Raw genomic sequence first — 26,619 nt, forward strand, 5'->3', positions numbered from 1 at the left:
TTTTAGTGCGTTTGTCAAAAGAAGGCCCAACTTCCCTTAACATTCTGCTAAGCCACGATATCGCAGTCGTTATTTTTCTTGGATCCATATTTCCTTTCCCAATAATAGTAAACCGGCAGACCTGTTGCGATGACGATCAATGCTGCAATCACTCCTTGAATAGGCGCCCAAGTAAAAGTTCCCCAAGCCAGCCATGATGCTCCAAGAATAGCTAAAACCGTCGTTAATCTCCACATTGGCATACGATAGATTGGGTTATAATCATCCCTTTTACGACATTTATAAACAGCGGCAAAGTCCATAATGTTAATAACCAATTGAATCAGTGTGAAATAGCCAAGTAACACCGTTAAATTACTGAAGCACACAAGAATACATGCATACGTAACCTGAACGATGATGGAGAAGCTTGGAGTTTCATATTTAGGATGGACCTTCGCAAAGCGTTGAAAGAATAGTCCATCCTTTGCCATTGCATACTCAAGGCGGGGCTGAAACATTATGCAAGAGCTCAACGAACCCAAGATAACAATAATCGCCGTAATGGCCACAAATGATGATGCAATATCCGATAATCCCGGAATATATTTTACAGCTTCGGAAACAGCCGCATTGGAGTTGATTAATTCTTCAAATGGCATCAAGCCGATGACACAAATGGCTAGCAGCGTATATAAAGCCAACACGATGAATACCGAACTAATAAGAGCTCGGGGAAGTATTTTCCCTGGATTTTTGAACTCCCCAGCCATGAAACAAATCGCAGCCATCCCCGTATATGCCCATGTGGTTGCAGATACACCGCCTATTAAACTTGACTTTTGGGCATCAGGTCCTGGAGTATAAGCAAAGTTTTCAGGGTTCATATACATTATTCCCAGCACAATGACGATCAGGAAAGGAATGATCTTGATAGCCGTGATAATAACTTGGAAAAGACCTCCTTCTTTCACACTTCGATAATGAATCGATGTGATGAGCAGGATGATCGCAATACCCAATAATTTCCCGGCAAACCCTGAGAAAAATGGAAAAAAGGTTGCTAAATAAGAAACAATCGCTAAAGCCATAATCGATATGGATGGGGGATCCAACGCCCAGAAAGTGGCCCATCCATATAAAAATGCCAAAGGCCTCCACCCAGCTTTATTTAAATAAACGTAACCGCTTCCATTTTGGGGGTATGCTGTCGATAACTCGGCCAGCACCATTACTTGCGGTATGGCAATCACCCCGCCTATTATCCAGGCTAGAATAGAAATGGAAGGAGTACCCGCAGCCCTTGCAACATCACCAGATGAGACAAAAATACCCGATCCTATAGTAGTTCCAACAGCAATAGCTAGAGCAGACCAAAAACCCAGTTTTCGTGTAAGTGTGCCATTACTCATAAAGAGTTCCTCCAAATTAGATGATTAAATTCCCAATTCCCTTACTTTTTCAATAGATTTCATGATTGCATCACTTGGATTTTGATAATAATTTGATCCCATAATCTCTAGAGTACAACTTCCTTTGTAACGATGGCTTTTAAGGCTCGCTAAATATTCTCTCCAATTTAAAACACCATCATCTAGTGCCAAATGCGTATCTGATTGACCATCTCCATCCATTAGGTGAAAATGGCTTAATTCGGGAAGAAAGGAAAAGTACTCATCAGGTGTTTCACCTGCCAGTTGCATGGAAACTGTATCTATCATTCCTTTTAGCGAAGGAGATTGGATTTCCTCTAACATTTTCTTTAGCCCCTTAGAGTCAATTACCAGATTGGATTCATATTTTGTCAATGGCTGTAAAGCAAGAATCAAACCTTCCTTCTCAGCTACTTTGGTTAATTGAAAGATTGAGTCACTTGCATACTTCCATGATTCCTCTTGTGAAACAGAAAAGTCCCCTATTCCAGAAGTGATAAGCATCATGTTTGTGTCTAACTCCAGCGCGGCGTAAAGATTTTCCATAAAATATTCAATGCTTTTTTTTCGCCAATGAGCATCCGAGGATGCAATGTTATAAGGATAAATACATTGTTCTGGAGTATAGCAGATGATTTTCATATTTCTAGATTTAATTTCCCTTCTCAAACTCCTTATATTTCCTAGCATGTTGCGATAAACATACAAATGCGGCTCCCCACCCCATAATTCAATGCTTTTAATCTCAAGGTTGTCCATGCAATCCAAAAAATAATGAAAAGGGAAATGCCTAAAAGTGATATTCATCCCTGCAATATTCAATTCTTTCACCCCCTTAAAACGACTTTTTATTTGTTATGTTTTGTATTATAATTAACCAATACATTGATTGCAATAATTATTTCGAATATTTAAAAAATATTAATTCGCAAAATACGGAAAAGTCGTGATTTTATTGTTCATCACACCTTTTTATCAATTAACTATTTTTTAGTGACTACGAATGATAGAATGTTAAAGTATTTAAACCTAGTGCAAAAATTTCTCTGGTACATTGTAAGTATTATATTGGTGATTATTGTTTGAAATATGATATACCTGTAGAATGGATGTTAACCTGGGGGATTTCCAAGAGAATGTATCCTGAATTATTGTCAAGTGAGTGGTTAATAAAGAATAAACACCTCAAAAAAGCCGTAAATTGAGATGAATCTCCTTAAATGGTGTATTTTATTGGAAAATATAGGTTAGTTTACACTAATACTTCGTGAGACGAATTAGTTTCTATAACTTGAAAAAATCGCAGGCAGTAGAATTTGTACTGCCCTAGCGGAAAGGACGTGCCATAATAATGAATCACGACAAAACAGCCATCACTAAAATTCGTACAGGCCCCATGTTTGCGGTGATGCTGGCTGGTGCTCTAGTCGCTTTCTTAAATCAGACTTTAATCAATATCGCATTGCCTCAATTAATGACTCATTTTGACATATCAGCTGCAACAGCTAATTGGCTTACTACAATCTTCTTATTGGTCAATGGGATTGTCATCCCGATTACCGCTTTCTTAATGGAACGATTCAATACAAGACAATTATATCTTGCTTCGATGGGACTCTTTGCATTAGGAACTTTTTTATGTGGAATTGCCCCCAGCTTCTCCGTCTTATTGATCGGACGTGTGGTTCAAGCTGCAGGTGCGGGGATTTTGTTCCCGTTGATTACAAATGTAATTTTCACTTTATTTCCGCCTAACAGACGAGGTTTCGCAATGGGCATATTTGGTATCGCGATGAATTTTGCCCCAGCTGTAGGACCGACATTATCAGGATGGATTATCCAAAACTATTCATGGCGAGTTCTGTTTTTTATCATTTTCCCATTCGCCCTGCTTGACTTCATCTTTGCCATTTTCATCATTAAAAAAGTAGGGAAAACCAGCCGGCCTAAACTCGATAAACTGGGTGTAATTCTATCCACTATCGGATTCGGCGGAGTTCTATATGGATTTGCTACAGGCGGTACCAAGGGCTGGGGCAGTCCCGAAGTACTGACGATGTTCCTTGTTGGAGGAATCAGTTTAGCTTTATTTGTCTGGAGGCAATTCACTGTATCTCATCCTATTTTGGAATTTAGAATTTTTCGGTATCGGATGTTCACTTTAACGACAATCATCAACATCATCGCAACTATGGGTATGTTCTCCGGAATGATCATCATGCCAATCTATATGCAGAATATCCGTGGATTTACTCCGATGGAATCCGGTCTCATGCTATTGCCTGGCGGGATTTTAATGGGGATCATGTCTCCTATCACCGGAAAGCTGTTTGATCGATTTGGTGCAAGATGGCTTGCGGTGAGCGGACTTGCCATCACTATCATTACAACCTATCTTTTAGCGCGGCTTGAAACAGATACGTCCTATTCTTATGTGGTATGGGTATATACGATTAGAATGTTTGGAATGTCGATACTGATGATGCCTATCTTCACAGCTGGATTAAATGAATTGGCACTTAGCCTAAATAAATATGGAACAGCAATGGTCAATACATTGAGAATGGTAGCAGGCGCAGTTGGCATGGCGTTCTTTGTGTCCATCATGACAAACCAGGGAACGAAACATGTACAGGAAATCTTATCTCAAAGGAATATATCACCAGATAATACATCACAAATGGCGATGGCCATTAAACAAGGCAGCGTAATGGGAGTGGATGATGCATTCATGATCGCAACAGGTTTGACCATAGTTGCATTCATACTGGCCTTCTATATACGGCAAACATCACCGCAAGAAGATACCATTACAAATCGCCTATCAAAAAAAAGCAGCTTGAATAATCAAGGCTAAATTCAACCTATTTTCCAAGGTAAAAAAATTCTTATATTATTAAACTGACTTGCCCCATGAAGACATATAAATGCCAAAAAAAGAGACACTTTTTATGAGTGTCTCTTTTTTTGCCCAAATTACTTCCTGGCCCCAGGTATTTTGATCCTGCCGCTCTCATACGGCTAAATTTCAGAACATCATTTAAAGAAAGCCAACAATTCACAAATTGCACTGGTACTTTCAATATGCTGAGTATATATTTACATTCCTCTCATATATTTTAAGATAATGATTTGGACAAGGGGAATGTATTAATGAAAAAGTTAGTTACCCTGCTTTTTTCAAGTTTTTGCATTGGAATTGGTATTAACATGTTTATCGTTCCCATTCATCTAATAAATGGCGGGATATTTGGAATAAGTTTGTTAATCAAATATGTTTGGGGAATCCAGGTTGGGCATACCATGATCATGATCAATATTCCCATATACCTTCTATCTCTTCTATACGATAAGTCTTATTTCTTTAATGCCATCCTTGGGTTAGCTTTTACATCAACCATTATTGATTGGCTAACACCACTAAACGGTTTGGTTCATCTACCGATCATAACAAGTGCCATTATCGGCGGAATGACGATTGGGATTGGTGTCGGTTGTATGCTGAGACAACATATTAGCCCCGGTGGAGTGGATTTACTAGCACTATTAATCTCTAAAGCTACAGCAACTAATCCTGGAATTATTATTTTTATCATTGATTCTCTCATAGTAATTGCCGGAATTATTATATTGAAAGACTTAAAGTTAATGTATTCCCTCATCACGATTTCCTGTGTCGGGTTATGCGTCATTTTAATCAATTCTTTTAAATCAATAAACTTTTTTACAAGATAAAGCTGTAAAAGGGTCAAATACAGTGTTCGCAATGTTCACTATACATATCGACCAACACTTCAGGGATAAAAGCAGCAAAGCTATTCTTGGAATATTCTTGAAATTTTATCAAAAAGGCAGTGGTTAAAGTAGCCACTGCCTTTTACATTAAAGAAAACTCCAAATTACCTTCAAGCAGTGGACTTTTAGACTAGAACAATTGGACAATTCATGATTTTGTGATCAACCCTCTCTTAAGGATGTAAAAGATCAAACGGAGGAAATCCTCACTTGATTTAAGAAATTTGCGACACTCCTGCCGAAAAACTGGTTAGCCGAGTTCCCGAAGACACTTGCTTTGATGCGGCTTGGCAGACAGTCGCACGTTTACTCGAGATTTCGTGCTGCACTCGTGATTTCGCGCCGTTTACTGTATATTTTGCTGTTTTACTTGTGATTTCGCGCCGTTTACTCGTGAGTTTTGCTGTTTTACTCGTGAGTTTTGGCTATTTACTCGTGAATTTTGCTGTTTTACTCGTGATTTCGTGCTGTACTCGTGATTTCGCGCCGTTTACTCGTGAATTTTACTGTTTTACTCGTGAGTTTGCGCCGTTTACTCGTGAGTTTTGGCTATTTACTCGTGAATTCAGCATATTTACTCGTGATTTCATGCTGCACTCGTGATATTACTGTTGAAGTTCAATATTTTTAGAATGCATTAAAAAAAGGAAAGTGGAATATGATTAGAATGTCAATCTAAGGGAGGGAATGAGAATAAATGAAAAAAATAAAAATTATATATTGGATTTTTACAGGGCTTTTAGTGGCACTAATGGTTTTGGGTTCTATTCCGGATATAATGTCTGTTCCCAATGCAGTCGCTTTATTTAATCATTTAGGTTATCCTACCTACCTCCTACCCTTTATTGGAATTGCCAAATTATTAGGTGTCGTGGCTATACTTATTCCAGGCTTTCCGAGAATCAAGGAATGGGCTTATGCCGGTTTTGTATTTGATTTGACTGGTGCTATGTATTCAAGCATATCAGTGGGCGACCCTGCCAGTGAATGGCTGCTTTTCATTATCGGATATATATTGATAGCCGGCTCTTATATTTATCATCATAAAATAGTTAAAATCCGCTACATCGAGCACATCGAGCAATAAGGATAGCTTAACAATATAAATAAATTAGCAATGAAAAAACACCGATGATGAACTGCACCCCAATTGTTAGACACTTCCAACAATTGGAGGTGCAGTTTCTTTATGGCCAAATTTACAGCTACAAGCCGTACAGAGATATCTTGAAGGTACAGAGGGCAGAAAAGCATAGCTAAATCTATTGGTTAAAAAGAGGAAGGAGTGATATATGCTTTCATCTTCGTTTACCTTTCTAAATAGAAATTAAAAGAGTCCCAATAGGGTTTCCTTATTGGGACTCTTTTAATTGAGCATTAGATGATTAACTTACTGTTTTTGAAGACAAATAAGCGACAAGTATATAGCGTTCAGGTGCTGACCCGATATAATCAAAGGGGTAACAGGTACTGACGGTTAGCGTTGCCCGTGGCTTTGGTACGATTACGGTTCGATCATCCTCATCCACAATTCGAACTTTGTTGACTTTGTATGTGAACTCTCCTGCCGATGTTCTTACTATCAACAAATCTCCTTCGCCAACTTGCCCGAGTTTACGGAATACCGTATCTCTATGACCGGAAAGAACGGAATTGTCATTTTCACCAGGTAGCACACTTCCTGCAAAGTGACCAACGCCTTTTTCCAATTCATCCTCGTTTGTGCCATGGAAAATAGGGAGTTTTGTTTTTAGTTTGGGTATATACAGTTCCCCGATTTCTTCACCCGTTTCAGGGCGGACAGGATATAGATCTTTCTTTGTTGTTTTATTACTTGCTGGTTTATCACTTGGTGTTTTCTGTACTGTTTCATTTACTTGGCTACTTGGAGCATGAGTCTTGTAAAGAAAGTAGCCTTTTGCAAACTTATACAGATTGGATGTGGAAAACCAAATCCCAAATAAAATGATGGCAATTGTACAAGAAAGCAGCAGCAACCGCTTTTTCTTTAATTGTTTCATATTAAGCTTTCCTAATTTTTCGATACATCAAGCTTCCGAACAAGACAAGAAATAGTCCTAAAAGGGCGCTAGGCAAATAATCGGAAGCGGTATTTGGCAGTTTAGCTCCTTTTACGGTTTGATGTTCTGAATTTGTATGAGTACTGATCTTTTGTTTTACTGGTTTAGCAACTGGTGCCTTTTCATTGGTTTTTTGCACCTCTTTTGCAGATTCCTTTATTTGCCAGCCTGCATTAGTAAGAGTGTCAGAATCGACCATTTCACCTGTTATTAAAAGATCAGCCAAGAACTTCCCGTCAGTATTATATATCGCTATTTTCAGGTTAGCACCCTTCAATTCTTCCAATTTCATTAAATCCATAAGGGATACAGGTGATTCCGAGCCACTTTTCACAAGGGAATAGGATACATTAAGCTTAAAGATGGAAAGGAATTCTTCATAAATTGATGCCATTTCAGCTATCTGTTCAGCTGTAAGCTCGGTTGCTACATCAAATTCCTCGAAAGCCATCATGCGGTTGCCCAATTCTTCTAGTTGCTTGACTGTTTCCGGATTGGAAAGATGCTCTTCCAAAGACATTAAGTGGTCTTCAAGCCGCTGTAGTTCCTCTTCCGTTAAACCGAGTTCTTCCTCGAAAATGGGAAGCAGATCATCGGCAACCTCACCATCCATCCCGCCACCAGTAAGGTTCCAAACAGTTTCTTCAAGATTATCTATGTATATATAATCGTTAATATCTTCACCATTTTCTTCCAACATTTGAAGCAAGGCTTGTTTATCCAATTCATAATTCTCATTAAAATAATCTAAGTTGCTTAGATCTGCCTTTATGACGTCACCCAAGAATTCGCTAAGTTCTTCGACAGATTCAAATTCTTCCAGGCTGAAATCATAAAGTTCCAATGACGCTTCGATATCTTCTTTTGTTACTTCGAGGCCTCTTTCCTTGCTAACCTTGGCTAAATAATTTACTAATTCTTTGTCAAAGTTTGGATCGCGTTCAAAATCGCCCTCTTCTGTATAGAAATAAACAGCTTCATCGAGGTCCCAGATAAAGATATAATCGTCTAGCTCTTCGCCATTTTCGTGTAATAGATTAATTAGGCTCTCATTAGTTAGACTATAATCTTCATAAATGGCATCTAAATTACTTAAATCTGCCTTAATGACTTCGCCCAAGGCTTCTTTTAAATCACCAATAGATTCAAAGTTTTTAATACTTTCATCGTAAAAAGAAAGAGATGTTTCAATATCATCCTTCGTCACTTCAAAACCCCTGACAAGGCTTACCTCTTTTAAATACTTTGTAAGTTCTTGCTCAAAATTTTTGCTTGGTGCTGCCGATGCTAATTGCGGATATAAGCTAATTAACAACGTAAATGAAACTAAAATCGCCCACAGTTTTTTCATACTTTTCTCCTATTCATAACATTTCATATGTTTCTAGAAAATTATAAGGTAATAACAATAATTTAACAATGAAGTTATTTTTTCCAATAAGGAAAAATTGCTATTTTACTTACTTTGCAAACAAGCATTTGCAGCATTTATTTCTTATAAAGACGTATTTCTTCCTATTAATATAACGATTACAACAACCCCTCCCCTTGTGTCTTCAGATAAAAGAATTATTAATATTGTATTCCTACTAAATTTAACTTAAGCGAAAAATTAACAACAAATTGACCGCCGGGCTAACCATCTATTCAACCATCAATTTTGCCATATCAAGTAAAGTAATCAGTCTAAAAGTACCGGAATTCACATCCTATAACTATGCGTTTAGACATAGCGAAAAAAGACATAATCCATCTTCATGCTCCCTCTTCTACAACAAGATGCAACTCCCCATTTCCTGTAAGTGTATCCTTCTAACTTATAAAAGTTATCTTCGATTACACTTTTTCAAACAAAAAAAGAGACTGTAAATGACAATCTCAAGTGATGTATGTTTAAAAGAAAATGAAAAGCTATTTATTGACGCGTTTCTTCTATATATAAAAGATGAACCTAGACCCAAAAAGTCAAACCCAACTGCAGTTACTCTTACAATTTTTTAGTAGTATCCATGCGATCTAACGACATCTGATACCCACCATTACTCCCATAATTCAATAGTTTATTAACTCTTGAAATAGTAGCTGAAGCGGCACCAGTTTCTGCCTCGATTCCTTCATATGTAAAGCCATCCCGAAGCATTCTGGCAACTTCTAGTCTTTGGGTAAAAGCTTTTATTTCATTCATTGTGCACAAATCATCAAAAAAAGCCATACACTCTTCTTGTGTCCGTAAAGAAAGGATAGCCTTAAATAATTGTTGTATGTTTTTTTCAGACAATTTACTTTTGTACATAACTGACCTCCAATAAAGTTTTCAAAATAATATTTATCTTCACATTGAGGATGCGCTCCTATTGCCTCCCCATTCTAAATCGGGAACCAATTTCAACTGACTGACACTTTAATCACACTTGGAAGCAGGTATGAAATGCAATATATACCTTGCAACTCCCATTCAAAAGGCCTTACATAAAAATGCAGAAAGGTTTTTTTGCTTTTTACTCCAAATCTTTCTACCGTTTTATTAATAATTTAGCAGACTCGTCCAATCTTGCGGACAGCCTGCCTTCTCACTTTTAACGTACAAGTGCATTCTAATTATTTGAATGCTTTCTCTATTACGCTTATGTTCTCTTTCTTATATAGAGCGCCATTTTTGATATACTGTGATGCTCCCTCTTTTGCCTGCTCTATGTTTTCTGGTGTAAGTTTTCTGATGACCTTAGCGGGAACTCCGGCTACTAAAACACCCGGTTCAATTATCTTTCCTTCTGGAACTAGAGCCCCCGCAGCGATTAGAGAGCCTTCTCCGATTACTGCTCCATTTAAAATTGTTGCGCCCATACCAATTAACGCGCCATCTTCTACAGTACAGCCATGTAGAACCACGTTATGCCCGACAGTAACATTTTCACCGACTTTAATTGGAAAACCTGGATCCACGTGAACTATTGCACCGTCTTGAATATTTGATCCTTTTCCTATCGTTATTTTCTCATTATCCCCTCTTAAAACGGCATTGAACCAAACGGACGTATCTTCCTTAAGTTCTATGTTTCCAATCAACTGTGCTCCTGGGGCTATATATGAGCTTGAATGTACATTGGGGAAGTGTCCTTTAAATTTATGAATCATTCTTTATTCCTCCTTTTAAAATATGTTCATTATTCCATAATAAAACCAAAGGAACCTCTATTCGGAGCCTTTCTTAAACACTATTAATATAGTATAAGAATCTTAAATCTGGCCCCTGCATACAACTGCCACGGTTCCATCCTTTATATGTCTCCACATATGCAGCTACCTTTGGATTGTCCTCCTTCTCTCCAATGATTTTGTTTAGAATTCATTTTTTAGAAAGAGATTGTCCCTGAAATCACTCCTACGATGATATAAATAAGCAAAATCCCTAAAGACCATTTTGCTGCATATTTATGAAGATCACCTAGGCTGATACCCGTTATGTGAATCAATAAATAAACAGATGCTACGAGTGGACCCATAATACCAAAAGGAGTGCCGTATAATGCAGCTGTTCCAATTGATAAAGTATCAATGCCGTAAGTAGAAGCAGTTTCAGCCAGGACTGGCAGAATCCCAAAGTAGAATCCATCAGGACCAATTAAAAAGATGGCAGGTGCACTAACAACCGCAGTTATTAAAGCCAGATATGGACCAAGGTCTGTAGGGATAATTGAAACAATCGATTGTGCCATAGATTCAGAAATTGGAGTACCTTTGAAAATTCCTGAGAAAATCCCAGCAGCAAAAACCATGGCAACCACTGCTATTGCATTAGGTGCATGAGCGGCGACCCGATCTCGTTGATCATTTAAGACTGGATAATTAATGAGTAGTCCTAGTGCGGTACCAATGATAAAGAGTACGGCAGCAGGTAACCATTCTAGTACAATGGCAACCATGATAACTATTGATACAAGGAAATTGATCCAAATTAGTTTAGGACGCTTAATGTTTGTGTTTTTTGGTGAGATATTTTCTATTGTAGCGCTTTCGATTGCAGCATCTATTATTCTAGCTTCAGGGATAGAAAAAGATTCTGTATTTTCCTTTTTGTATCTAGCTCGTTCTTTCATACCGATAAAATAAGCAACGGCAATAACATACAGCAAACATACAAGCATTCCAGGCAACATTTGAAGATATAATTCCGTTGGATTAAGATTTAACACACTCGCTACGCGGCCAGCAGGTCCCCCCCACGGAACCAGTGTTGTGATACCAATTTGCATGATTGTAATGGAGGCCAATATGATAGGACTGATCCCCATTTTTTTATATAGAGGAAGAAAAGCTGTTACAACAATCATCATCGTCGTGGATCCATCACCATCAAATCCAATAATTCCCGCTAACACAGCAGTTCCTACAATAATCTTTAGTGGATCTCCGTTAGCTAACTTTATAATCTTTGAGGTTAATGGATCGAATAACCCTGTATCTACCATGACACCAAAATACAAAATGGCAAATAACAAAAGAATAGCGGTAGGCGCTACATTTTGAATACCTTCCATTATCAACGTCCCTAATTCTGGTCCAAATCCTCCGATTAAACCAAAAATGATAGGTACAATTGTTAGGCCAATAAACGGAGATATACGTTTTGACATAATCAAAAATAAGAAGGTACAAATCATAGCAAATCCTAAAATAGATAACATAAACTTAGTTCCTCCCCAAGGTTCGTTATTGGTACCGCTTTCAAATATGCCTGGAAATTTACTGTAACCATATCTTTTTTTCTCAGGTCAGAAAAGAAGCATTATAACCCCCTTTTATCTTAAAGATTTTCATTCCCTGTTTACCTGTGTAAGCCAACAGACAGGCATGATATGTTTTAAGGTTTGGCAAGCAAGGATAAAGTAAACTATTTTTGCTGATTCAATTTTTTTCCCCCAAGGACTTCTTTGTTATGTTGTCCTAGTTCAGGACCAATCCACTCAATGCTGCCCGGAGTTTCAGATAGTTTTGGTACAATTCCTGGAACTAGTACCTGCTCCCCACCCGGCAAAGTGACCGTCTGAAGCATATCACGTGCTTGATAATGTTCATCCCTTACAATATCTTCAATATTATAAATAGGCCCTACCGGCACACCAGCCTCATCTAATATTTTTTGGACTTCTTTTTGTGAGTGTTTCCTAGTCCACTCTTCAATGACTTGATCTAGATATTCTGCATTTTCAGCTCTGCCATTATTGGTTAAATAAGTCGGATTTTCCGCAAATTCTGGCCGTCCTATCGCATGCGCAAATCTTTTGAAAATACTATCGCTATTTGCCGCAATGACGATATATTTACCATCTGCACATATATAGGTATTTGAAGGAGCAATTCCTTCCAAGGTAGCACCTGTTCTTTCTTTTATTATTCCTTTTAAATCGTATTCTGGCAGCACGCCTTCTAGCAAAGAAAATACCGCTTCAGTTAGAGCGACATCCACATATTGTCCTCTTTTTAATGGATCGTTATCTCTCGCTCTTAATGCCATTAACGTACCATTCACAGCATATAAACCTGCTATAGAATCACCAACTGCTAAACCAACTCGAACTGGGGGACGATCAGGAAATCCTGTCAGGTACCGTAGGCCACCCATTGATTCCGCAACGCTGCCAAATCCTACTTTGTTTCGGTAAGGGCCTGTTTGGCCATAACCAGAAATCCTTGTCATAATGATACTTGGATTAATTTTCTTAATATCTTCATAGCCAATTCCCCATTTTTCCAACGTTCCTGGACGGAAATTTTCAATAATTACATCCGCATCTTTTGCTAACTCCCGAACCATCTCCTGCCCCTCTTCTTCACGAAGGTTAAGAGTTATAGATTTTTTATTTCTTGCATGCACGTACCACCACAGGGAAGTTCCGTTATGCATCACTCTCCAATTTCGTAAAGAATCCCCTTTATTAGGATCCTCAACCTTGATCACTTCAGCACCAAATTCACCAAAAATCTTCCCGGCAAACGGAGCTGCTACAAAGTTACCTAATTCTAAAACTTTAATACCCTCTAAAGGTTTTCTCATTGTATTCCCGCCCTTCAATTATTAACATATCCTACCTGGTTCCTAACTTTCATTTTTAATTTTCTGAATATTCTAATAACGTATACAATTAACTGTGTGGTTTTTCCTAATTTTGAATTAACTTTATACTGTTTTCGTTAATTCTTTACTGTTTCCTAATAGTTGGGGAAATTCGGTATCTAATGTCGTTAAATGTTCCAAATCCAAACCTGTTTTGATATTCTGTTTTTCTAAAAATTCTACTACACGACTTGCCTGAATATTCCCAGGAGACCCAGGAGCATATGGACATCCTCCTAGTCCAGCTTGGGCTACATCAACTAAATGAACACCAGCCTGTATCCCAGCCATAACATTTGCCAAACCGTATCCATACGTATCATGCAGATGAAGCCCAATAGGAATATCCGGAAACTTCTCTACCAAACGGCTACAGTATTCATATACCTGTCTCGGCGTTGCTTTGCCGATTGTATCACCCAGGCCTAATTCGCAAACCCCATTATTAACGAGGTACTCTGCAATCCTTTCCACCTCTGAGTATGGTACGATCCCGGCAAACGGACAAACAAATGCCGTTGAAATTGCACCAATTGTTTTTCTACCCTCCTTAGTCGTTTCTTCAATTAAATCTTTAATTTCAATTAAAGATTCATTAGAACTCTTATTTAAATTTGCCTGGTTATGCTGGGTGCTCGCAGAGAGGAAAAAAAGCGCATTGTGAATCTTTGAATTTAGGAACCTGTCTAATCCTCGTTTATTTGGGACCAAGGCTTCATATTCTACTCCACGAGCCATTGGCAGATTTTGTCCTAATTCATCCGCATCTTTCATAGCAGGAACCCACTTTGGATGAACAAAGGACGTGACTTCCAAGCGGTCAAATCCTGCTTCAATTAAATTTTTAATTTTATTTATCTTTTGATCGGTTTCTACAAATACAGGTTCATTTTGCAGGCCATCTCTCAATGTAACATCACGAATTTTAAGTTTTTCTGGAAAAATCATTTTTTTCACTCTCCTTTTATTAATATTCGTCATCCTTAACACCTGAGTACATGGAAACATAAAATTGATAATCACGTTGAATATGTGCCTTCATTAACTCCTCAGCAGCTTTCCCATCCTCATTTTTAATAGCATTCCATATCGCTTTATGTTCATCGGCACCTGCTTCTATTCTCTTCGGGATATTCAATACGGCATTTCGATAAAAAGAAATTAATGCATTTAACTGATTCATCATTTTCATCAAATAAGGATTACCACTAGCCTCCACAATCAGGTAGTGAAATTGGCTGCTTAGGATCTTTAATTTTCCAAGCTCTTTCTTATCAACCATGAGGTTCATTTTATCAACTAAATCTGACAATTGTTTACGCTGTTTTTCATTCATACGTGAAGCTGCATAAAACGCAGCTGTAGGTTCAAGGCTTAGCCGGCATTCGTAAAGATATTTAAAATCTGAAAAGGTTGCGCGGTACACTCTTACTCCGCCTCTTGGACTGACGGAAACTAAACCTTCACTGTTTAACCTGCGGATTGCTTCTCGGATTGGACTTCTGCTGACACCTGTCTCCTGAGAAACTTTTCCTTCCACAATTCGTTGGCCAGGAGGTATGTTGCCGCTTACAATTTGTTCATGTAAATATTCATATACTTGATTTTGTAGAGTTTGCGACTGTACTGTTTTTAACTTCAATTTTATCACACCCATAGTCATAATTTTCAGATAATGTATACAAAAAAATATTTGTTTACATTATCATAAATCAAATGGATGTTTTTGACTATAGTGTGATATTTTTTTCTGCAGCTTCATAACAAAAGACTCGATTTTTTTAGGTTGCACCTACCCTTCACTGTGAAAATAGTGTAATTAGAACAATTCCCTCGCTAATTTCACAATTTTTCTAAATGTTATTATAACTTTCCCCCTACTGCAAGCTTATACATTAAAGCATATATTCTGTAAAACGGCTAGCTTTCACCGCGTTAAAGTTAAATAGCTTCTTTAATCTAAAAATAAATGAATCTGCTGTCAGCATTATCACCTTTGTTTTAACAATCGAGATTCATTTGTACAATCTTAATCATTCCATCCTCATCAATGTCTATCTCAAATAAGCCATTTTTGGTTAAGAATATAGAATACGCAGTCTTACTAACCTTTTCATTGTTTATCTGTCGGATGGCAGAAGAAAATTTAATGATAAAATATTTTAGATCTGTTCTGGTGGCATCCACTTCATTTATTAAATAATTCCGGAGATACATCATTTCTGTATTCGGAAATGTTTTATAAAAAAAATCGAGAGGATTGCTTTTTTGAAAAGCATCATCTGATGAGAAGTAAGTGACACGAGGTATACCATCAGCTGTAAACCCTGCCAATAAATAAACAGTTGCATAATCCTGTTCAGGATATAATTTTTGGAACGCCTCCAATGAATTTCTAAATAATTTTTGAGATTGTGCCTCGATTTCTTCAATTGAATTTGTTCCAAGAGAAAACATTTTTAGTTCTTCCATGCACGTATCGATGATATTTTTAACACCCGCAAAGGCAAAAATTACATTTTGATTTAATGCTATTACTTTTTTTTCATCATCACTAAAGGTTTCGGTTCCTCTATAGGTTATTCTTTTATCAGCCATAATAAAAACACCATTTTCAAACTTTTTACCAATTAATGCAGTCATAATGAATTCCCTTCAGAATAAAAATAAGGCCCTACTATCATGCATTTTGGAGTAGGGCTTATTTTTATTTTATCATATATAGATTCCTTCTGAAGGCCTCAAGTTTCCGGACAGTAACAACTCTAAATATATAATTCTCGATCAAAACATCTATCAATTATTATTTTCTTTCTGTTTTACACGATTTCCCCTAGTTTAATGTTAGCCACATATTGATCGATTTTTTTATAAAGTTCATCCGGATCGTCTGCGACAATATTTTCACCATTTATAAGTGCGAATGGCTCCATCAAACATTGGCCGCAATATAACAAGCACCTTTCCTCAATAACCTCCAAATCGGTGCGCTCAATTAATTTTCCCTTCATAGTTTCCAACTCGTCTTCGAAATTACATGGACAGAACTTTACGTTAATTTTCATGGTTAACTCCCCTCCCCTTCGGTTTTTGTTGCCAACATTTTAATTGGATTAACCAAAAGTTTGCAAGAGTACACTCAAACGCATATTCGCTTTAACGGTTTAAAAGACTTATGCCATAAATACTAAACGCGTTAAAACACATATTTGCGCGATGAATTTTTATAGATTAAGATGTGAAACATTACAGAATCTAATTTTGAAAATTCTGTTTCTTAAAGTTAAAAATGATAAGGGAGAGGTTAAAATGGCCGAAAAAATGGTAGCATCACCTAAAACTAAAAAAGAAGAATTGTTCCCGGTAAAGAGTGTTCATTACGTAGAAATCTATACAGGAAACGCAAAGCAGGCTGCTTATTACTATGCGAAATCTTTCGGTTTCAAACTTGTAGCATATAAAGGATTAGAAACAGGTTCCCGTGACCGTGTATCTTACGTAATGGAACAGGGCGCTATCCGATTGATTTTAACAGGTACCCTATCAGACAATACAGACGTTGCCGAGTTTATAAAACTTCATGGCGAGGGTGTAAAAGATATCGCCCTCCTCGTAAAGGATCTAGATAAAACATATGCGGGTGCGATTGAACGAGGTGGCATCGCTCTTCGGGAACCATGGGTGGAAGAAGATGAAAACGGCAAGGTGAAAAAAGCGATATTAGGTACATATGGGGATACAATTCATACGCTTGTGGAATCAGTCGATTATAAAGGCGTATTTATGCCAGGGTTTGAAGCTCGCGAGAACACCCTTGGATCTCAACCAACCGGATTAATTGGTGTTGACCACCTTGTTGGTAATGTGGAAGTTATGGAAGAATGGACAAACTATTATGAAAAGGCATTCGGTTTTACTGTTCTGAAGCATTTTGATGATGAAGACATTTCGACCGAGTACTCTGCCCTAATGTCAAAAGTTATGATGAATGGAACAGGACGCATTAAGTTCCCAATTAATGAGCCTGCGGAAGGAAAGCGAAAGTCTCAAATTCAAGAATACCTAGATTACTATAATGGACCGGGCGTTCAGCATCTTGCCCTTTTGACAAACGATATCATCGGCACGGTGGCTGCACTCAAAGAAAATGGTGTGGAATTTTTAAACACCCCTGAGACTTATTATAAAGAACTTGCCAATCGTGTAGGAGATATTGATGAAGATGTGAAACGACTTCAAGAACTTAATATTCTGGTCGATCGTGATGATGAAGGATACTTGCTTCAAATCTTTACTAAACCACTTGTTGATCGTCCAACACTGTTTATTGAAATCATACAGCGTAAAGGTGCACTTGGATTCGGCGACGGAAACTTTAAAGCATTGTTTGAATCGATTGAACGCGAGCAAGAACTTCGCGGAAATATTTGATCGGGAACGGTCATACCGTTGTCTCTCGCGGTATGGCCTCCTTTTATAGGAGGTGTTGAGGTTGTTGTTAACAAAAGTAAATGTAAAGTGGAGAGAAGAAGCGGTCAGTCATTTTATGACAGAACTCATTGATTATGCAGGTCTATTTCCACCGGCTGCACTTCCTCTTCCAGAAGCTATTTCAAATTTTCATGCATACATCCATGATTCGGACAGCTGGATGCTTGGCCCGTTTGTTATTCCTGCTTCACGATTGAGTGAACTTAAATCATTTAAAGCTCTATTTAATGACAAATATCCACTTCGGTTATCTGTTATTTTAACGAAATTCGAAGAAATCGAAACCGAAATGGAAGCTATTCGTCTTTTTTTAGAAACATATAAAACAGCTGGATCCATAGAAGCAATCGAATTTCCGCTTCCAATACAGGTTAATTCTTCATTCTTAGAGAATCTTGAAAAACAAACTGGGAGTTATCCCATTTATTGCGAAATGACAGGGATGAATGATCAACTTCTAAACACATTGGATACTATCAATTCGATTAACCAAAAATCCCTAAAACGTATAGGTATCAAAATGCGCATGGGTGGAATCACGGCTAATTTGTTTCCTACTGTCAATCAAGCAGCATTTGTTATTCACGAATGCCAGAAACGAGAACTGCCACTTAAATTCACAGCTGGTCTGCACCATCCGATACGCCAGTACCGAACAGAAGTAAAAACACATATGCATGGTTTTGTTAACGTATTTACCGCTTCTATTATGGCATATAGCCGTTCGGTTAATACAGCAACCATTCAAGCCATTTTACTTGATAAAGACCCAACAAATTTTTCATTTACAACAGACTCGCTTTCCTGGCGCGATTTGACGGTCAGTTCGGCCGAGATCATCAAAGCACGCAGTTTCTTTGCAGCTTCCTATGGAAGCTGCAGCTTTAACGAGCCTCGGGAGGAACTAGGAGAGCTTACTATTTTTCATGGGGAGGCAGTAAGATGAAACATTCCTTTATTGAGACAACACCAGAATCACATTTTCCAATTCAAAACTTGCCATACGGCATTTTCAAAAAAAAAGGGCAAAGCCCCCGTGCCGGTACAGCCATCGGTGATTATGTTCTTGATTTATCTGTAATCGATGAAGTTGGATTGCTAAGTGGGACAGGTGCAGAAGGAAAAAATATCTTTTCCTCTTCCTCGCTTAATCAATTTATGTCACTTGGCCGTCCGGTTTGGACTGCTGTACGTACCAAACTTCAATATCTTTTGGATTCGAAAACGTCTGATTTACGAGATAATGAAGAGCTTCGTCTGAAAGCGTTTCACCCATTGGCAGATGTAGAGATGCTTCTGCCAGCAGACATTGGAGACTATACAGATTTCTATGCCTCCAGAGAGCACGCAACCAATGTGGGGACAATTTTTAGAGGGAAAGATAATGCCCTCATGTCAAACTGGACACACTTGCCGATTGGATATCATGGACGGGCAAGTTCGATCGTTCCAAGTGGTACCCAGGTGCGGCGTCCTTCGGGACAGCGCAAACCGAAGGATGCAGATTATCCAGTATTTGGTCCTTCTATACAGCTTGATTTCGAACTTGAGATGGGCTGGTTTATTGGACCTAGCAATCCTCTTGGAGAACCAATTCCAGTTATTCAGGCTGAAGATCATGTTTTCGGGCTCGTTCTAGTAAATGACTGGAGTGCACGTGATATACAAGCATGGGAGTACCAGCCTCTTGGCCCATTTCTTTCTAAAAACTTTGCTACATCCATTTCGCCTTGGGTTGTGCCGCTAGAAGCACTGGAACCTTTTCGTACTGCTGGACCCCAACAGGATCCAGAACCATTTACCTACTTGCAGCAAACAAAAGATGGGGCATTTAATATTAACCTTGAAGTTCATTTGACACCAGAAAATACAGAACAAGCAACCAGAATTACGAATACCAACTTTAGCTATATGTATTGGTCAATCGCTCAGCAAGTGGCTCACCACACCATTACAGGCTGTAATATGCGTCCTGGTGACATGCATGGATCTGGAACTATCAGCGGTCCAAGCCGTGAAGAACGAGGCAGCCTCCTTGAACTTTCATGGCGCGGCACAGAACCGCTTAAACTTAAAGGCGGGGGCGAACGAAGCTGGATTGAGGATGGGGACAAGTTGACTATCAGTGGCTGGTGTCAAGGAGATGGGTATCGAATTGGATTTGGTGAAGTAAGCGGTCAAGTTTTGCCAGCCCTTTCGGAGGCAAAGATTTTAGGTACCCAAAAAGTGAAGATGTAGCAACTAATATACTAAATGTAAAAGACAGTTACATGGAAGGAGTTTTGGCAATGACACATTATGTTAAAATGGGTCGCATTCCTCATAAACGTCATACTCAGTTTCGTCAGGAGGACGGAAGCCTATATTATGAACAATTGATGGGTACGAAAGGTTTCTCTAGTATTCAGTCACTCATTTATCATATCAATCAGCCAACACAAGTAAAAAAAGCACAAAAAATTCGCGATGTCCGTTATGAATATGAAGAAAAAGATGCATTAAAACATCGTCATTTCCGGACATGGAATACGGAAGTTGGCGGCGATTTTCTTGAATCTCGCAAAATTTTCATGGCAAACGATGATGTAGCACTTGGCGTTGCACGCCCTAACCAGCAAATGAATTACTTTTATCGAAACGGTGAAGGTGATGAAATGTTGTTTGTCCATGAAGGAAAAGGCAAGATCGAAAGTATTTTCGGTGAACTAAGCTTTGGGCCAGGTGACTACCTAATCATTCCGATTGGCACAACGTATCGCGTCGTCTTGGAAACAGAAGAAGCTCGCTTTTTCATCCTTGAATCTAATTCATCGATCGTACCGCCAAAGCGCTATCGCAATGAGTTTGGCCAACTTCTTGAGCACTCACCTTATTGCGAACGTGATTTCCGGACACCAGAAAAATTGGAGCCTAAAGATGAAAAAGGAGAATATGAAATCAGAGTGCGGGCACAAGGCATGATCACATCCTATACGTATGATTTTCATCCGCTTGATGCGGTTGGATGGGATGGTTATCTCTTCCCTTATGCGTTCAGCATTCATGATTTTGAACCAATAACCGGACGTGTTCATCAGCCACCGCCAGTACATCAGACGTTTGAAGCACATAATTATGTTCTATGTTCATTTGTACCACGTATGTATGACTATCATCCGGAAGCCATCCCTGCTCCATATGTCCACAGCAATGTGGAAAGTGATGAAGTCCTATATTATGTGGATGGTGACTTTATGAGCCGCCGCGGCATAGAAACAGGATCGATTACCCTTCATCCAAGCGGTTTACCACATGGACCACATCCTGGCAAAATTGAAGCGAGTATCGGTAAAAAAGAAACGCGTGAATTGGCAGTCATGGTCGATACATTCCGTCCGCTGTATATCGTAAAAGAAGCACACGCTATAGAAGATGATGCATATATGAGCAGCTGGCTGCCAAAATAATAGCTGAGGTTTCTTTAACATTTTTCTACCTTTGATAACAAACCATGAACGATTTACTCCCCCTAGGCAGATCAGTTCATCACAATATCAATCATGAAATAAAGCCGGAGCAAGAATCCTAGCTCCGGCGCTTTTGTTGTCATAATAGTTCTTCAGCAAGTCTGCGACTTTTTCCTCTAGTTCTTTATTTTCTAAAAAACCGAAGACTGATATAGATTCCAAAGCATTAAGCCAATCTGTAAACTGCTTTTCTTTTATATCTTTGTTCTTTTCAATAGCGATATTCGGCTTGATACGAGATTTCACCATTTACTATTTTCACTCCAAATTCACCCAAACACTCTTCACCTCGGTATAACTTTCCAAAGCATAGGCACTTAAATCCCTACCAAAACCAGACTGTTTATATCCTCCAAAAGGAGAAGCTGGGTCTATTACATCATAGCAATTAATCCATATATTTCCTGATTTTAATTGATTAGCAACTTTATGTGCCATTTTCACGTTCTCTGTCCAGATACCTGCACCTAAACCGTATGGAGAGTTATTCGCACGTTCAATTACTTCATCCACAGTATTGTAAGGCATGACAACGACGACTGGTCCGAAGATTTCCTCTTTTGCAATCGTCATATTCTCTTCTACATCAATAAAAATAGTCGGCTCGACAAAGAAACCTTTATCCGATTTTCTCCCGCCTGTCACTGCCTTTGCTCCTTCTTCTTTACCAATGTTAATAAATTCAAAGACGCGGTCTTGTTGTTTCTTAGAAACAAGTGGCCCCATCGTTGTATCTGTATCCAATCCATTTCCAAGCTTAACGTTTTCAGCTAGGGAAACCATACCGGAAACGACTTCATCAAATTGATCCTTATGAACGTATACTCTCGATCCAGCACTGCAAACTTCCCCTTGATTGAACATAATGCCGTTGAACACGCCGGGAATCGCTTTTGAAAGGTCCGCATCCGGGAGTAAGATATTAGGCGACTTTCCTCCAAGCTCCAGCGTCAACCGTTTCATTGAATCTGCAGCGTGTTTCATTATTTGCTTCCCGATAGGCGTCGAGCCTGTAAACGAAACTTTATTTACATCTGGGTGATTCACTATTGCATGACCGGCTTTCGCACCGAATCCAGGAACAATGTTAACAACACCTGCAGGAAAACCTGCCTTTTCAACAAGTTCAGCAAAATAAAGAGCCGATAACGGAGTCTGTTCAGCGGGCTTCAAAACAACCGTACAACCTGCAGCTAAGGCCGGGGCCACTTTCCAAGAAACCATATTAATAGGGTAGTTCCATGGGATAATTTGTCCGACAACTCCGACTGGTTCGTGACGAGTATAGTTTAAGAATGGACCGGAAACAGGAATTGTTTGCCCCATATTCTTTGTCGCCCAACCAGCAAAATACTGGAACGTTTCAATCGTACCTGGTACATCGACGGTCCGTGTTTCATTTATTGGCTTTCCATTGTCCAAAGTATCTAACTGTGCCAGCTCTTCTTGATGTTTTTCAATAAGGTCAGCTAATTTTAAGATGAGCTTTGTTCTTTCAGCGGCACCCATTTTTGACCATGGTCCTTCATCAAATGCTTTCCTTGCTGCCTTAACTGCCAAATCTATATCTTTTTCTTCCGCTTCATAGACTGTTGCCAATATTTCTTCAGTAACTGGATTAATTGTTTCAAATGTTTTTGAAGAACACGATTCCACAAATTTTCCATCGATGTACAACTTTTTCGTATCTTTTAAAAACTCACTCACCTTATTGCTTATTTCAAGTGTTTGGTTCGCCATTCTTGGTTCCTCCAGTCTAAAAATAAACATGCCAGAGACCGAGCCGCTAAGCCTTCAAGCTCTCTAGCATGTTGTATGAATGATTTATTTAATAGTTTTATTAAATCCAGTTACTGCTGTATCGATGATATTGATCATTTCCGAAATTTCTTGTTTATTTATGATAAGCGGCGGAGCAATGGCAACAATATCCTTGCCCTTTTCAAAGTCTGCAGCTCTTAAAATCAATTTGCGTTTGAAGCACTGATCAACGACAAACGAAGCTGGTTTGACTGATTCTGCAAATGGTGCATCTAAATCACGGTCCTGCTGAAGCTCAAATCCGGCAAGCAAGCCGACCGCCCTTGATTTCGTGAAATACCGGTGTTTATCCGTTAAGTAGTCAAACCCTTTCTTCAGCTCCTTCTCCATGTTGTTAACGTTATCAAGAATGTTGTCGCGCTCAAGAATTTCAATCGTTTTCAATCCAACGGCACAAGCTGTTGGATGTCCGCTATAAGTAAAGCCATGACCTAATATTTGATCATATTGAACGATAGTATCTCTGATTTCTTTATTAACCAACACGCCGCCAAGCTGTGCATAACCGCTCGTAATCCCTTTTGCTACACTCATGATATCAGGTACAACGTCCCAGTTATCGACACCGAACATTTTACCGGTACGGCCAAATCCACAAATGACTTCATCAGAAATCATCAGGATATCATTTTCTTCACATAGGGCTTTAACTGCTTTTAAATAACCATCAGGTGAAACGTGAACACCTCCTGCACCTTGAATTGGTTCAAGGATAAGGGCAGCGATGGTTTCCGCTCCTTCTTTTTCAATGACATCACGAATGCATCCTTCATAATTCGGATCATTTTTATCGCCAAGCTCACAATTAGTCAAATGTGATTTTGCCATCACCATATCGGCATCCCTTGAACCTGCAAAACTATGGAAAGCATCTATGCCAGTCGCTGTTCCAGCAGAAACCGTTGCACCATGGTAGCTACGGCTTATCGATAAGATTTTTTTCTTAGTTGGACGACCTTTTAAATTCCAATAAAAACGTGCTAGTTTAAAAGCTGTATCGTTTGATTCCGACCCACCGGATGTGAAAAATATGGCACTTAAATCTCCAGGTGCAATGGAAACTACTTTTTCCGCCAGGCGAACAGCTTTTTCATTGGAGTAGCCATAGAATGAAGAACTGTAAGCAAGAGTGGCCATCTGGTCATATGAAGCCTGCGCAAGTTCCTTGTTTCCATGCCCTAAATTTACATTCCAAAGCATGGAAGCGCCATCAATATATGTATCACCTTTAATGTCCGTTACCCGGATCCCATTCCCTTCGTGAAAAATTATTTTCGGGCCATTTTCAATAAACAATTTAGGTACAGTCGTTGGATGAAGATAATGCTTTTTGTCTGATTCAATTAACTTTTCGATTTTCGACTCGGTTTTAGAAACAACCATGTTCCATACCTCCCAATGTAATAACTATTTAAATTCAAACACTTTCAACTATTAACCTAGTAAAGTTTATATTGAGAATAATTAAGGAATTATTCCTTAAATAAAAATATATAGTATAATTAGATTATTGTCAATAATCTGAATAATCAATCTAGTGGTTATTTTATGTTTTTATTCCATTGGAAAAGAAGATTCGAGATCTTGACCTTTTTTGTCACTCCTTTTTCCAGCTAGTTCTTCAACTTCTAAACGGTTAATTTTTATATTTAAATATCCATAAGCGATAGCGACAAAAGTACTGATATAGCAAAAGAATGCATACGGAGCATATTCAACCGGAGAAACACCCAGAACGGAAAACATAAAAATACCACAAGTGGTCCATGGGATAAGACTTGCTGTCACTGTCCCGCAATCTTCCAATGTACGTCCAAGCAATTTCGGATGAAGCCCCCGTTTTTTATATTCATTCAAATACATGCGTCCAGGGATAATAACGGACATGAATTGGTCACACCCAACGACGTTTGAAGCGATACACGTACCAGCAGTCGCTGTGATCAAGCTGCCTGTCCGTTTTACTTTCCTAAGCAGCGACCCAAGAAGAGTTTCCAATATTTTCGCCTTTTCGAGAATAGCGCCAAATGATAAAGCAATAAGGATTAAAGATACCGTATACATCATATCTTGAATTCCACCTTGGTTTAACAATTCATCCGTAACTTTGTAACCGGTTTCGGCAGAATAACCATTATTCATGATGTTAATCATATTACCTAACGAAGTTTTTTGGACAACTAGGGAACAAGCCCCACCAATAAGGACCCCGACTGTCAACCCAGGAATTGCCGGTATCTTCAAAATGAAAATTAACGCAATAAAAAGTAACGGAATTAATAAAAACGGTGAGATAACAAATTGATCTGAAAGAATTCCTTGAATCTTTTCAGCCTGTGATAAATCTGCACCTTCTCCACGGAATTCGAACCCGAGTAACGTATACAACATTAGCGAAATAATGAGTGTGGGGACAGTAGTGTTCATTAGGTTCCTAATGTGTTCAAAAAGGTCGACACCCACAACCGCCGAGGTGAAATTCGTCACATCCGATAAAGGACTCATCTTATCACCAAAATAAACACCTGAGACGACTGCACCAGCAACCATCGGTAATGGAACACCCAAGCCCTGCCCAATCCCCATTAACGCTACTCCAATCGTACCGGCAGCGAACCAGGCATTTCCAGCAATGCTGACTAGAACTGAAATGATGCAGGCTGTAACAAGAAAATACGTTGGGGATACGACGCCTAATCCATAATAAACCATCGAGGGCACAATTCCAGATGCCATCCACGCTCCAATGAACGCCCCGATTATCACCAGAATCAATAAGGCTTTGATTGATACACTAATTGTTTTTACTAAGTGTTCTTCAATTGAATTCCAATTATGACCTAGTTTCAAAGCGACGATTACAGCAACGACCGTACTTATTAAAAGGGGTACATGTGGATCAGCACCATAAACACCAATTCCGATTGCCAGGGCACACGCCATAAACACGATTGGTATTAAAGCAAGCCATATAGAAGGGGTTTTTACCACATTCACATTGTTTTCCTGTTTCACTCATTTCACTCCCCGTTTACTTTTTAACTCCAAGTTTCGATTACTATCTAAGAATTTTCTTAAAAGTTGATAGCGCTTACAATCTTAAACGGTTAAAATGAGCGTTTGTCAGTTAAAAATGCCATTAATCAATCCCCCTGACTTTTTTAAAATTTAGCTTCATTTAATTAAAAAGCTACCATAATAGAATTTAACTCTAATTATTCTCTAAAGCCATACATTTTTATCCGATTATGAAATCTCCAGATTGTTTTTGCAATTCGATGAATTAAGAAGATGAACCTACAAGTATATTCATTTCAAAAGCTACCTTACTATTATCCTGATGCCACTATCTATTTATTTATAGTTTCAGCTGAGAGTTAACAATTGCTCGGTAATAA

24 protein-coding genes are annotated in these 26,619 nt (G+C 38.6%); 8 read left to right on the forward strand and 16 right to left on the reverse strand.

Annotated elements, in window-relative coordinates; translation table 11 throughout:
* Nucleotides 1-47: 47 nt before the first annotated feature.
* Nucleotides 48-1,391, reverse strand: a complete 1,344-nt coding sequence (locus V3595_RS08920; protein ID WP_485906655.1) for an amino acid permease — start codon at nucleotides 1,389-1,391, stop codon at nucleotides 48-50.
* A 24-nt stretch (nucleotides 1,392-1,415) separates the two neighbouring features.
* A complete protein-coding gene (locus V3595_RS08925) occupies nucleotides 1,416-2,234 on the reverse strand; it encodes a TIM barrel protein (protein WP_485906656.1) in 819 nt (272 codons plus the stop codon).
* A gap of 529 nt (nucleotides 2,235-2,763) precedes the next feature.
* On the opposite strand from V3595_RS08925, the gene V3595_RS08930 reads away from it, so the two are divergent.
* From V3595_RS08930 to V3595_RS08945, 4 genes are all read left to right on the forward strand, one after another.
* Entirely contained in the window at nucleotides 2,764-4,269 is a 1,506-nt protein-coding gene (locus V3595_RS08930; protein WP_485906658.1) for a DHA2 family efflux MFS transporter permease subunit, read from the forward strand.
* A gap of 296 nt (nucleotides 4,270-4,565) precedes the next feature.
* Nucleotides 4,566-5,147 carry a YitT family protein gene (locus V3595_RS08935; RefSeq protein ID WP_485906660.1) on the forward strand — a complete coding sequence of 194 codons (582 nt, stop codon included), beginning with the start codon at nucleotides 4,566-4,568 and terminating at the stop codon, nucleotides 5,145-5,147.
* Between the two features lie 432 nt (nucleotides 5,148-5,579).
* Nucleotides 5,580-5,810 (forward strand): hypothetical protein, encoded by a 231-nt coding sequence (locus V3595_RS08940; protein WP_485906662.1) that lies wholly within the window; start codon nucleotides 5,580-5,582, stop codon nucleotides 5,808-5,810.
* A gap of 94 nt (nucleotides 5,811-5,904) precedes the next feature.
* Nucleotides 5,905-6,294, forward strand: a complete 390-nt coding sequence (locus V3595_RS08945) for a DoxX family protein (protein WP_485906663.1) — start codon at nucleotides 5,905-5,907, stop codon at nucleotides 6,292-6,294.
* A 298-nt stretch (nucleotides 6,295-6,592) separates the two neighbouring features.
* Here V3595_RS08945 and V3595_RS08950 read toward each other — a convergent pair whose 3' ends face one another.
* The 10 genes from V3595_RS08950 to V3595_RS08995 all read right to left on the reverse strand — a co-directional run bounded on the left by V3595_RS08950 (nucleotide 6,593) and on the right by V3595_RS08995 (nucleotide 16,468).
* On the reverse strand, nucleotides 6,593-7,228 hold the full coding sequence (locus V3595_RS08950) for a class D sortase (RefSeq protein WP_485906665.1): 636 nt from the start codon (nucleotides 7,226-7,228) through the stop codon (nucleotides 6,593-6,595).
* Nucleotide 7,229: 1 nt separating this feature from the next.
* Complete coding sequence (locus V3595_RS08955) at nucleotides 7,230-8,639, reverse strand: processed acidic surface protein (RefSeq protein ID WP_485906667.1); 1,410 nt, start codon at nucleotides 8,637-8,639, stop codon at nucleotides 7,230-7,232.
* A gap of 636 nt (nucleotides 8,640-9,275) precedes the next feature.
* Nucleotides 9,276-9,581: a YerC/YecD family TrpR-related protein gene (locus tag V3595_RS08960; protein ID WP_485906669.1), complete on the reverse strand. Its 306-nt coding sequence runs from the start codon at nucleotides 9,579-9,581 to the stop codon at nucleotides 9,276-9,278.
* Nucleotides 9,582-9,886: 305 nt separating this feature from the next.
* Entirely contained in the window at nucleotides 9,887-10,423 is a 537-nt protein-coding gene (locus tag V3595_RS08965) for a gamma carbonic anhydrase family protein (RefSeq protein WP_101221520.1), read from the reverse strand.
* A 218-nt stretch (nucleotides 10,424-10,641) separates the two neighbouring features.
* On the reverse strand, nucleotides 10,642-11,973 hold the full coding sequence (locus V3595_RS08970; RefSeq protein ID WP_485906671.1) for a CitMHS family transporter: 1,332 nt from the start codon (nucleotides 11,971-11,973) through the stop codon (nucleotides 10,642-10,644).
* 206 nt (nucleotides 11,974-12,179) lie between these two features.
* Nucleotides 12,180-13,343 carry a CaiB/BaiF CoA transferase family protein gene (locus V3595_RS08975; RefSeq protein ID WP_485906672.1) on the reverse strand — a complete coding sequence of 388 codons (1,164 nt, stop codon included), beginning with the start codon at nucleotides 13,341-13,343 and terminating at the stop codon, nucleotides 12,180-12,182.
* 123 nt (nucleotides 13,344-13,466) lie between these two features.
* A complete protein-coding gene (locus tag V3595_RS08980; protein WP_485906674.1) occupies nucleotides 13,467-14,351 on the reverse strand; it encodes a hydroxymethylglutaryl-CoA lyase in 885 nt (294 codons plus the stop codon).
* Between the two features lie 19 nt (nucleotides 14,352-14,370).
* Nucleotides 14,371-15,045, reverse strand: a complete 675-nt coding sequence (locus V3595_RS08985; protein ID WP_485906676.1) for a GntR family transcriptional regulator — start codon at nucleotides 15,043-15,045, stop codon at nucleotides 14,371-14,373.
* A 359-nt stretch (nucleotides 15,046-15,404) separates the two neighbouring features.
* Nucleotides 15,405-16,046, reverse strand: a complete 642-nt coding sequence (locus tag V3595_RS08990; RefSeq protein ID WP_485906678.1) for a hypothetical protein — start codon at nucleotides 16,044-16,046, stop codon at nucleotides 15,405-15,407.
* 176 nt (nucleotides 16,047-16,222) lie between these two features.
* On the reverse strand, nucleotides 16,223-16,468 hold the full coding sequence (locus V3595_RS08995) for a DUF1450 domain-containing protein (RefSeq protein ID WP_157830942.1): 246 nt from the start codon (nucleotides 16,466-16,468) through the stop codon (nucleotides 16,223-16,225).
* A gap of 244 nt (nucleotides 16,469-16,712) precedes the next feature.
* Here V3595_RS08995 and hppD point away from each other — a divergent pair, with 244 nt between their 5' ends.
* The 4 genes from hppD (at nucleotide 16,713) to V3595_RS09015 (ending at nucleotide 21,340) form a co-directional block, all read left to right on the forward strand.
* Nucleotides 16,713-17,834: a 4-hydroxyphenylpyruvate dioxygenase gene (gene hppD, locus V3595_RS09000; protein WP_485906680.1), complete on the forward strand. Its 1,122-nt coding sequence runs from the start codon at nucleotides 16,713-16,715 to the stop codon at nucleotides 17,832-17,834.
* 61 nt (nucleotides 17,835-17,895) lie between these two features.
* A complete protein-coding gene (locus V3595_RS09005; RefSeq protein ID WP_485906682.1) occupies nucleotides 17,896-18,840 on the forward strand; it encodes a hypothetical protein in 945 nt (314 codons plus the stop codon).
* The gene (gene fahA / locus V3595_RS09010; protein WP_485906684.1) at nucleotides 18,837-20,132 is read left to right on the forward strand and encodes a fumarylacetoacetase; all 1,296 of its coding nucleotides are present in this window, start codon (nucleotides 18,837-18,839) and stop codon (nucleotides 20,130-20,132) included. The genes V3595_RS09005 and fahA overlap by 4 nt, the downstream gene beginning before the upstream one ends.
* A gap of 50 nt (nucleotides 20,133-20,182) precedes the next feature.
* Nucleotides 20,183-21,340 (forward strand): homogentisate 1,2-dioxygenase, encoded by a 1,158-nt coding sequence (locus tag V3595_RS09015; RefSeq protein ID WP_485906686.1) that lies wholly within the window; start codon nucleotides 20,183-20,185, stop codon nucleotides 21,338-21,340.
* Between the two features lie 87 nt (nucleotides 21,341-21,427).
* Here the strand turns inward: V3595_RS09015 and V3595_RS09020 are convergent, their stop codons facing one another.
* The 4 genes from V3595_RS09020 to nhaC all read right to left on the reverse strand — a co-directional run bounded on the left by V3595_RS09020 (nucleotide 21,428) and on the right by nhaC (nucleotide 26,236).
* Nucleotides 21,428-21,649, reverse strand: coding sequence for a hypothetical protein (locus V3595_RS09020; protein ID WP_485906687.1), 222 nt, complete (start codon nucleotides 21,647-21,649; stop codon nucleotides 21,428-21,430).
* Between the two features lie 9 nt (nucleotides 21,650-21,658).
* Nucleotides 21,659-23,140: an aldehyde dehydrogenase family protein gene (locus V3595_RS09025; protein ID WP_485906688.1), complete on the reverse strand. Its 1,482-nt coding sequence runs from the start codon at nucleotides 23,138-23,140 to the stop codon at nucleotides 21,659-21,661.
* 84 nt (nucleotides 23,141-23,224) lie between these two features.
* A complete protein-coding gene (locus tag V3595_RS09030; RefSeq protein ID WP_485906689.1) occupies nucleotides 23,225-24,604 on the reverse strand; it encodes an aminotransferase family protein in 1,380 nt (459 codons plus the stop codon).
* Nucleotides 24,605-24,775: 171 nt separating this feature from the next.
* The gene (gene nhaC / locus V3595_RS09035) at nucleotides 24,776-26,236 is read right to left on the reverse strand and encodes a Na+/H+ antiporter NhaC (protein WP_485906690.1); all 1,461 of its coding nucleotides are present in this window, start codon (nucleotides 26,234-26,236) and stop codon (nucleotides 24,776-24,778) included.
* Nucleotides 26,237-26,619 lie beyond the last annotated feature (383 nt).

It is taken from the genome of Bacillus sp. CFBP9009, from assembly GCF_036541465.1.
Classification (GTDB): Bacteria; Bacillota; Bacilli; order Bacillales; family DSM-1321; genus Peribacillus.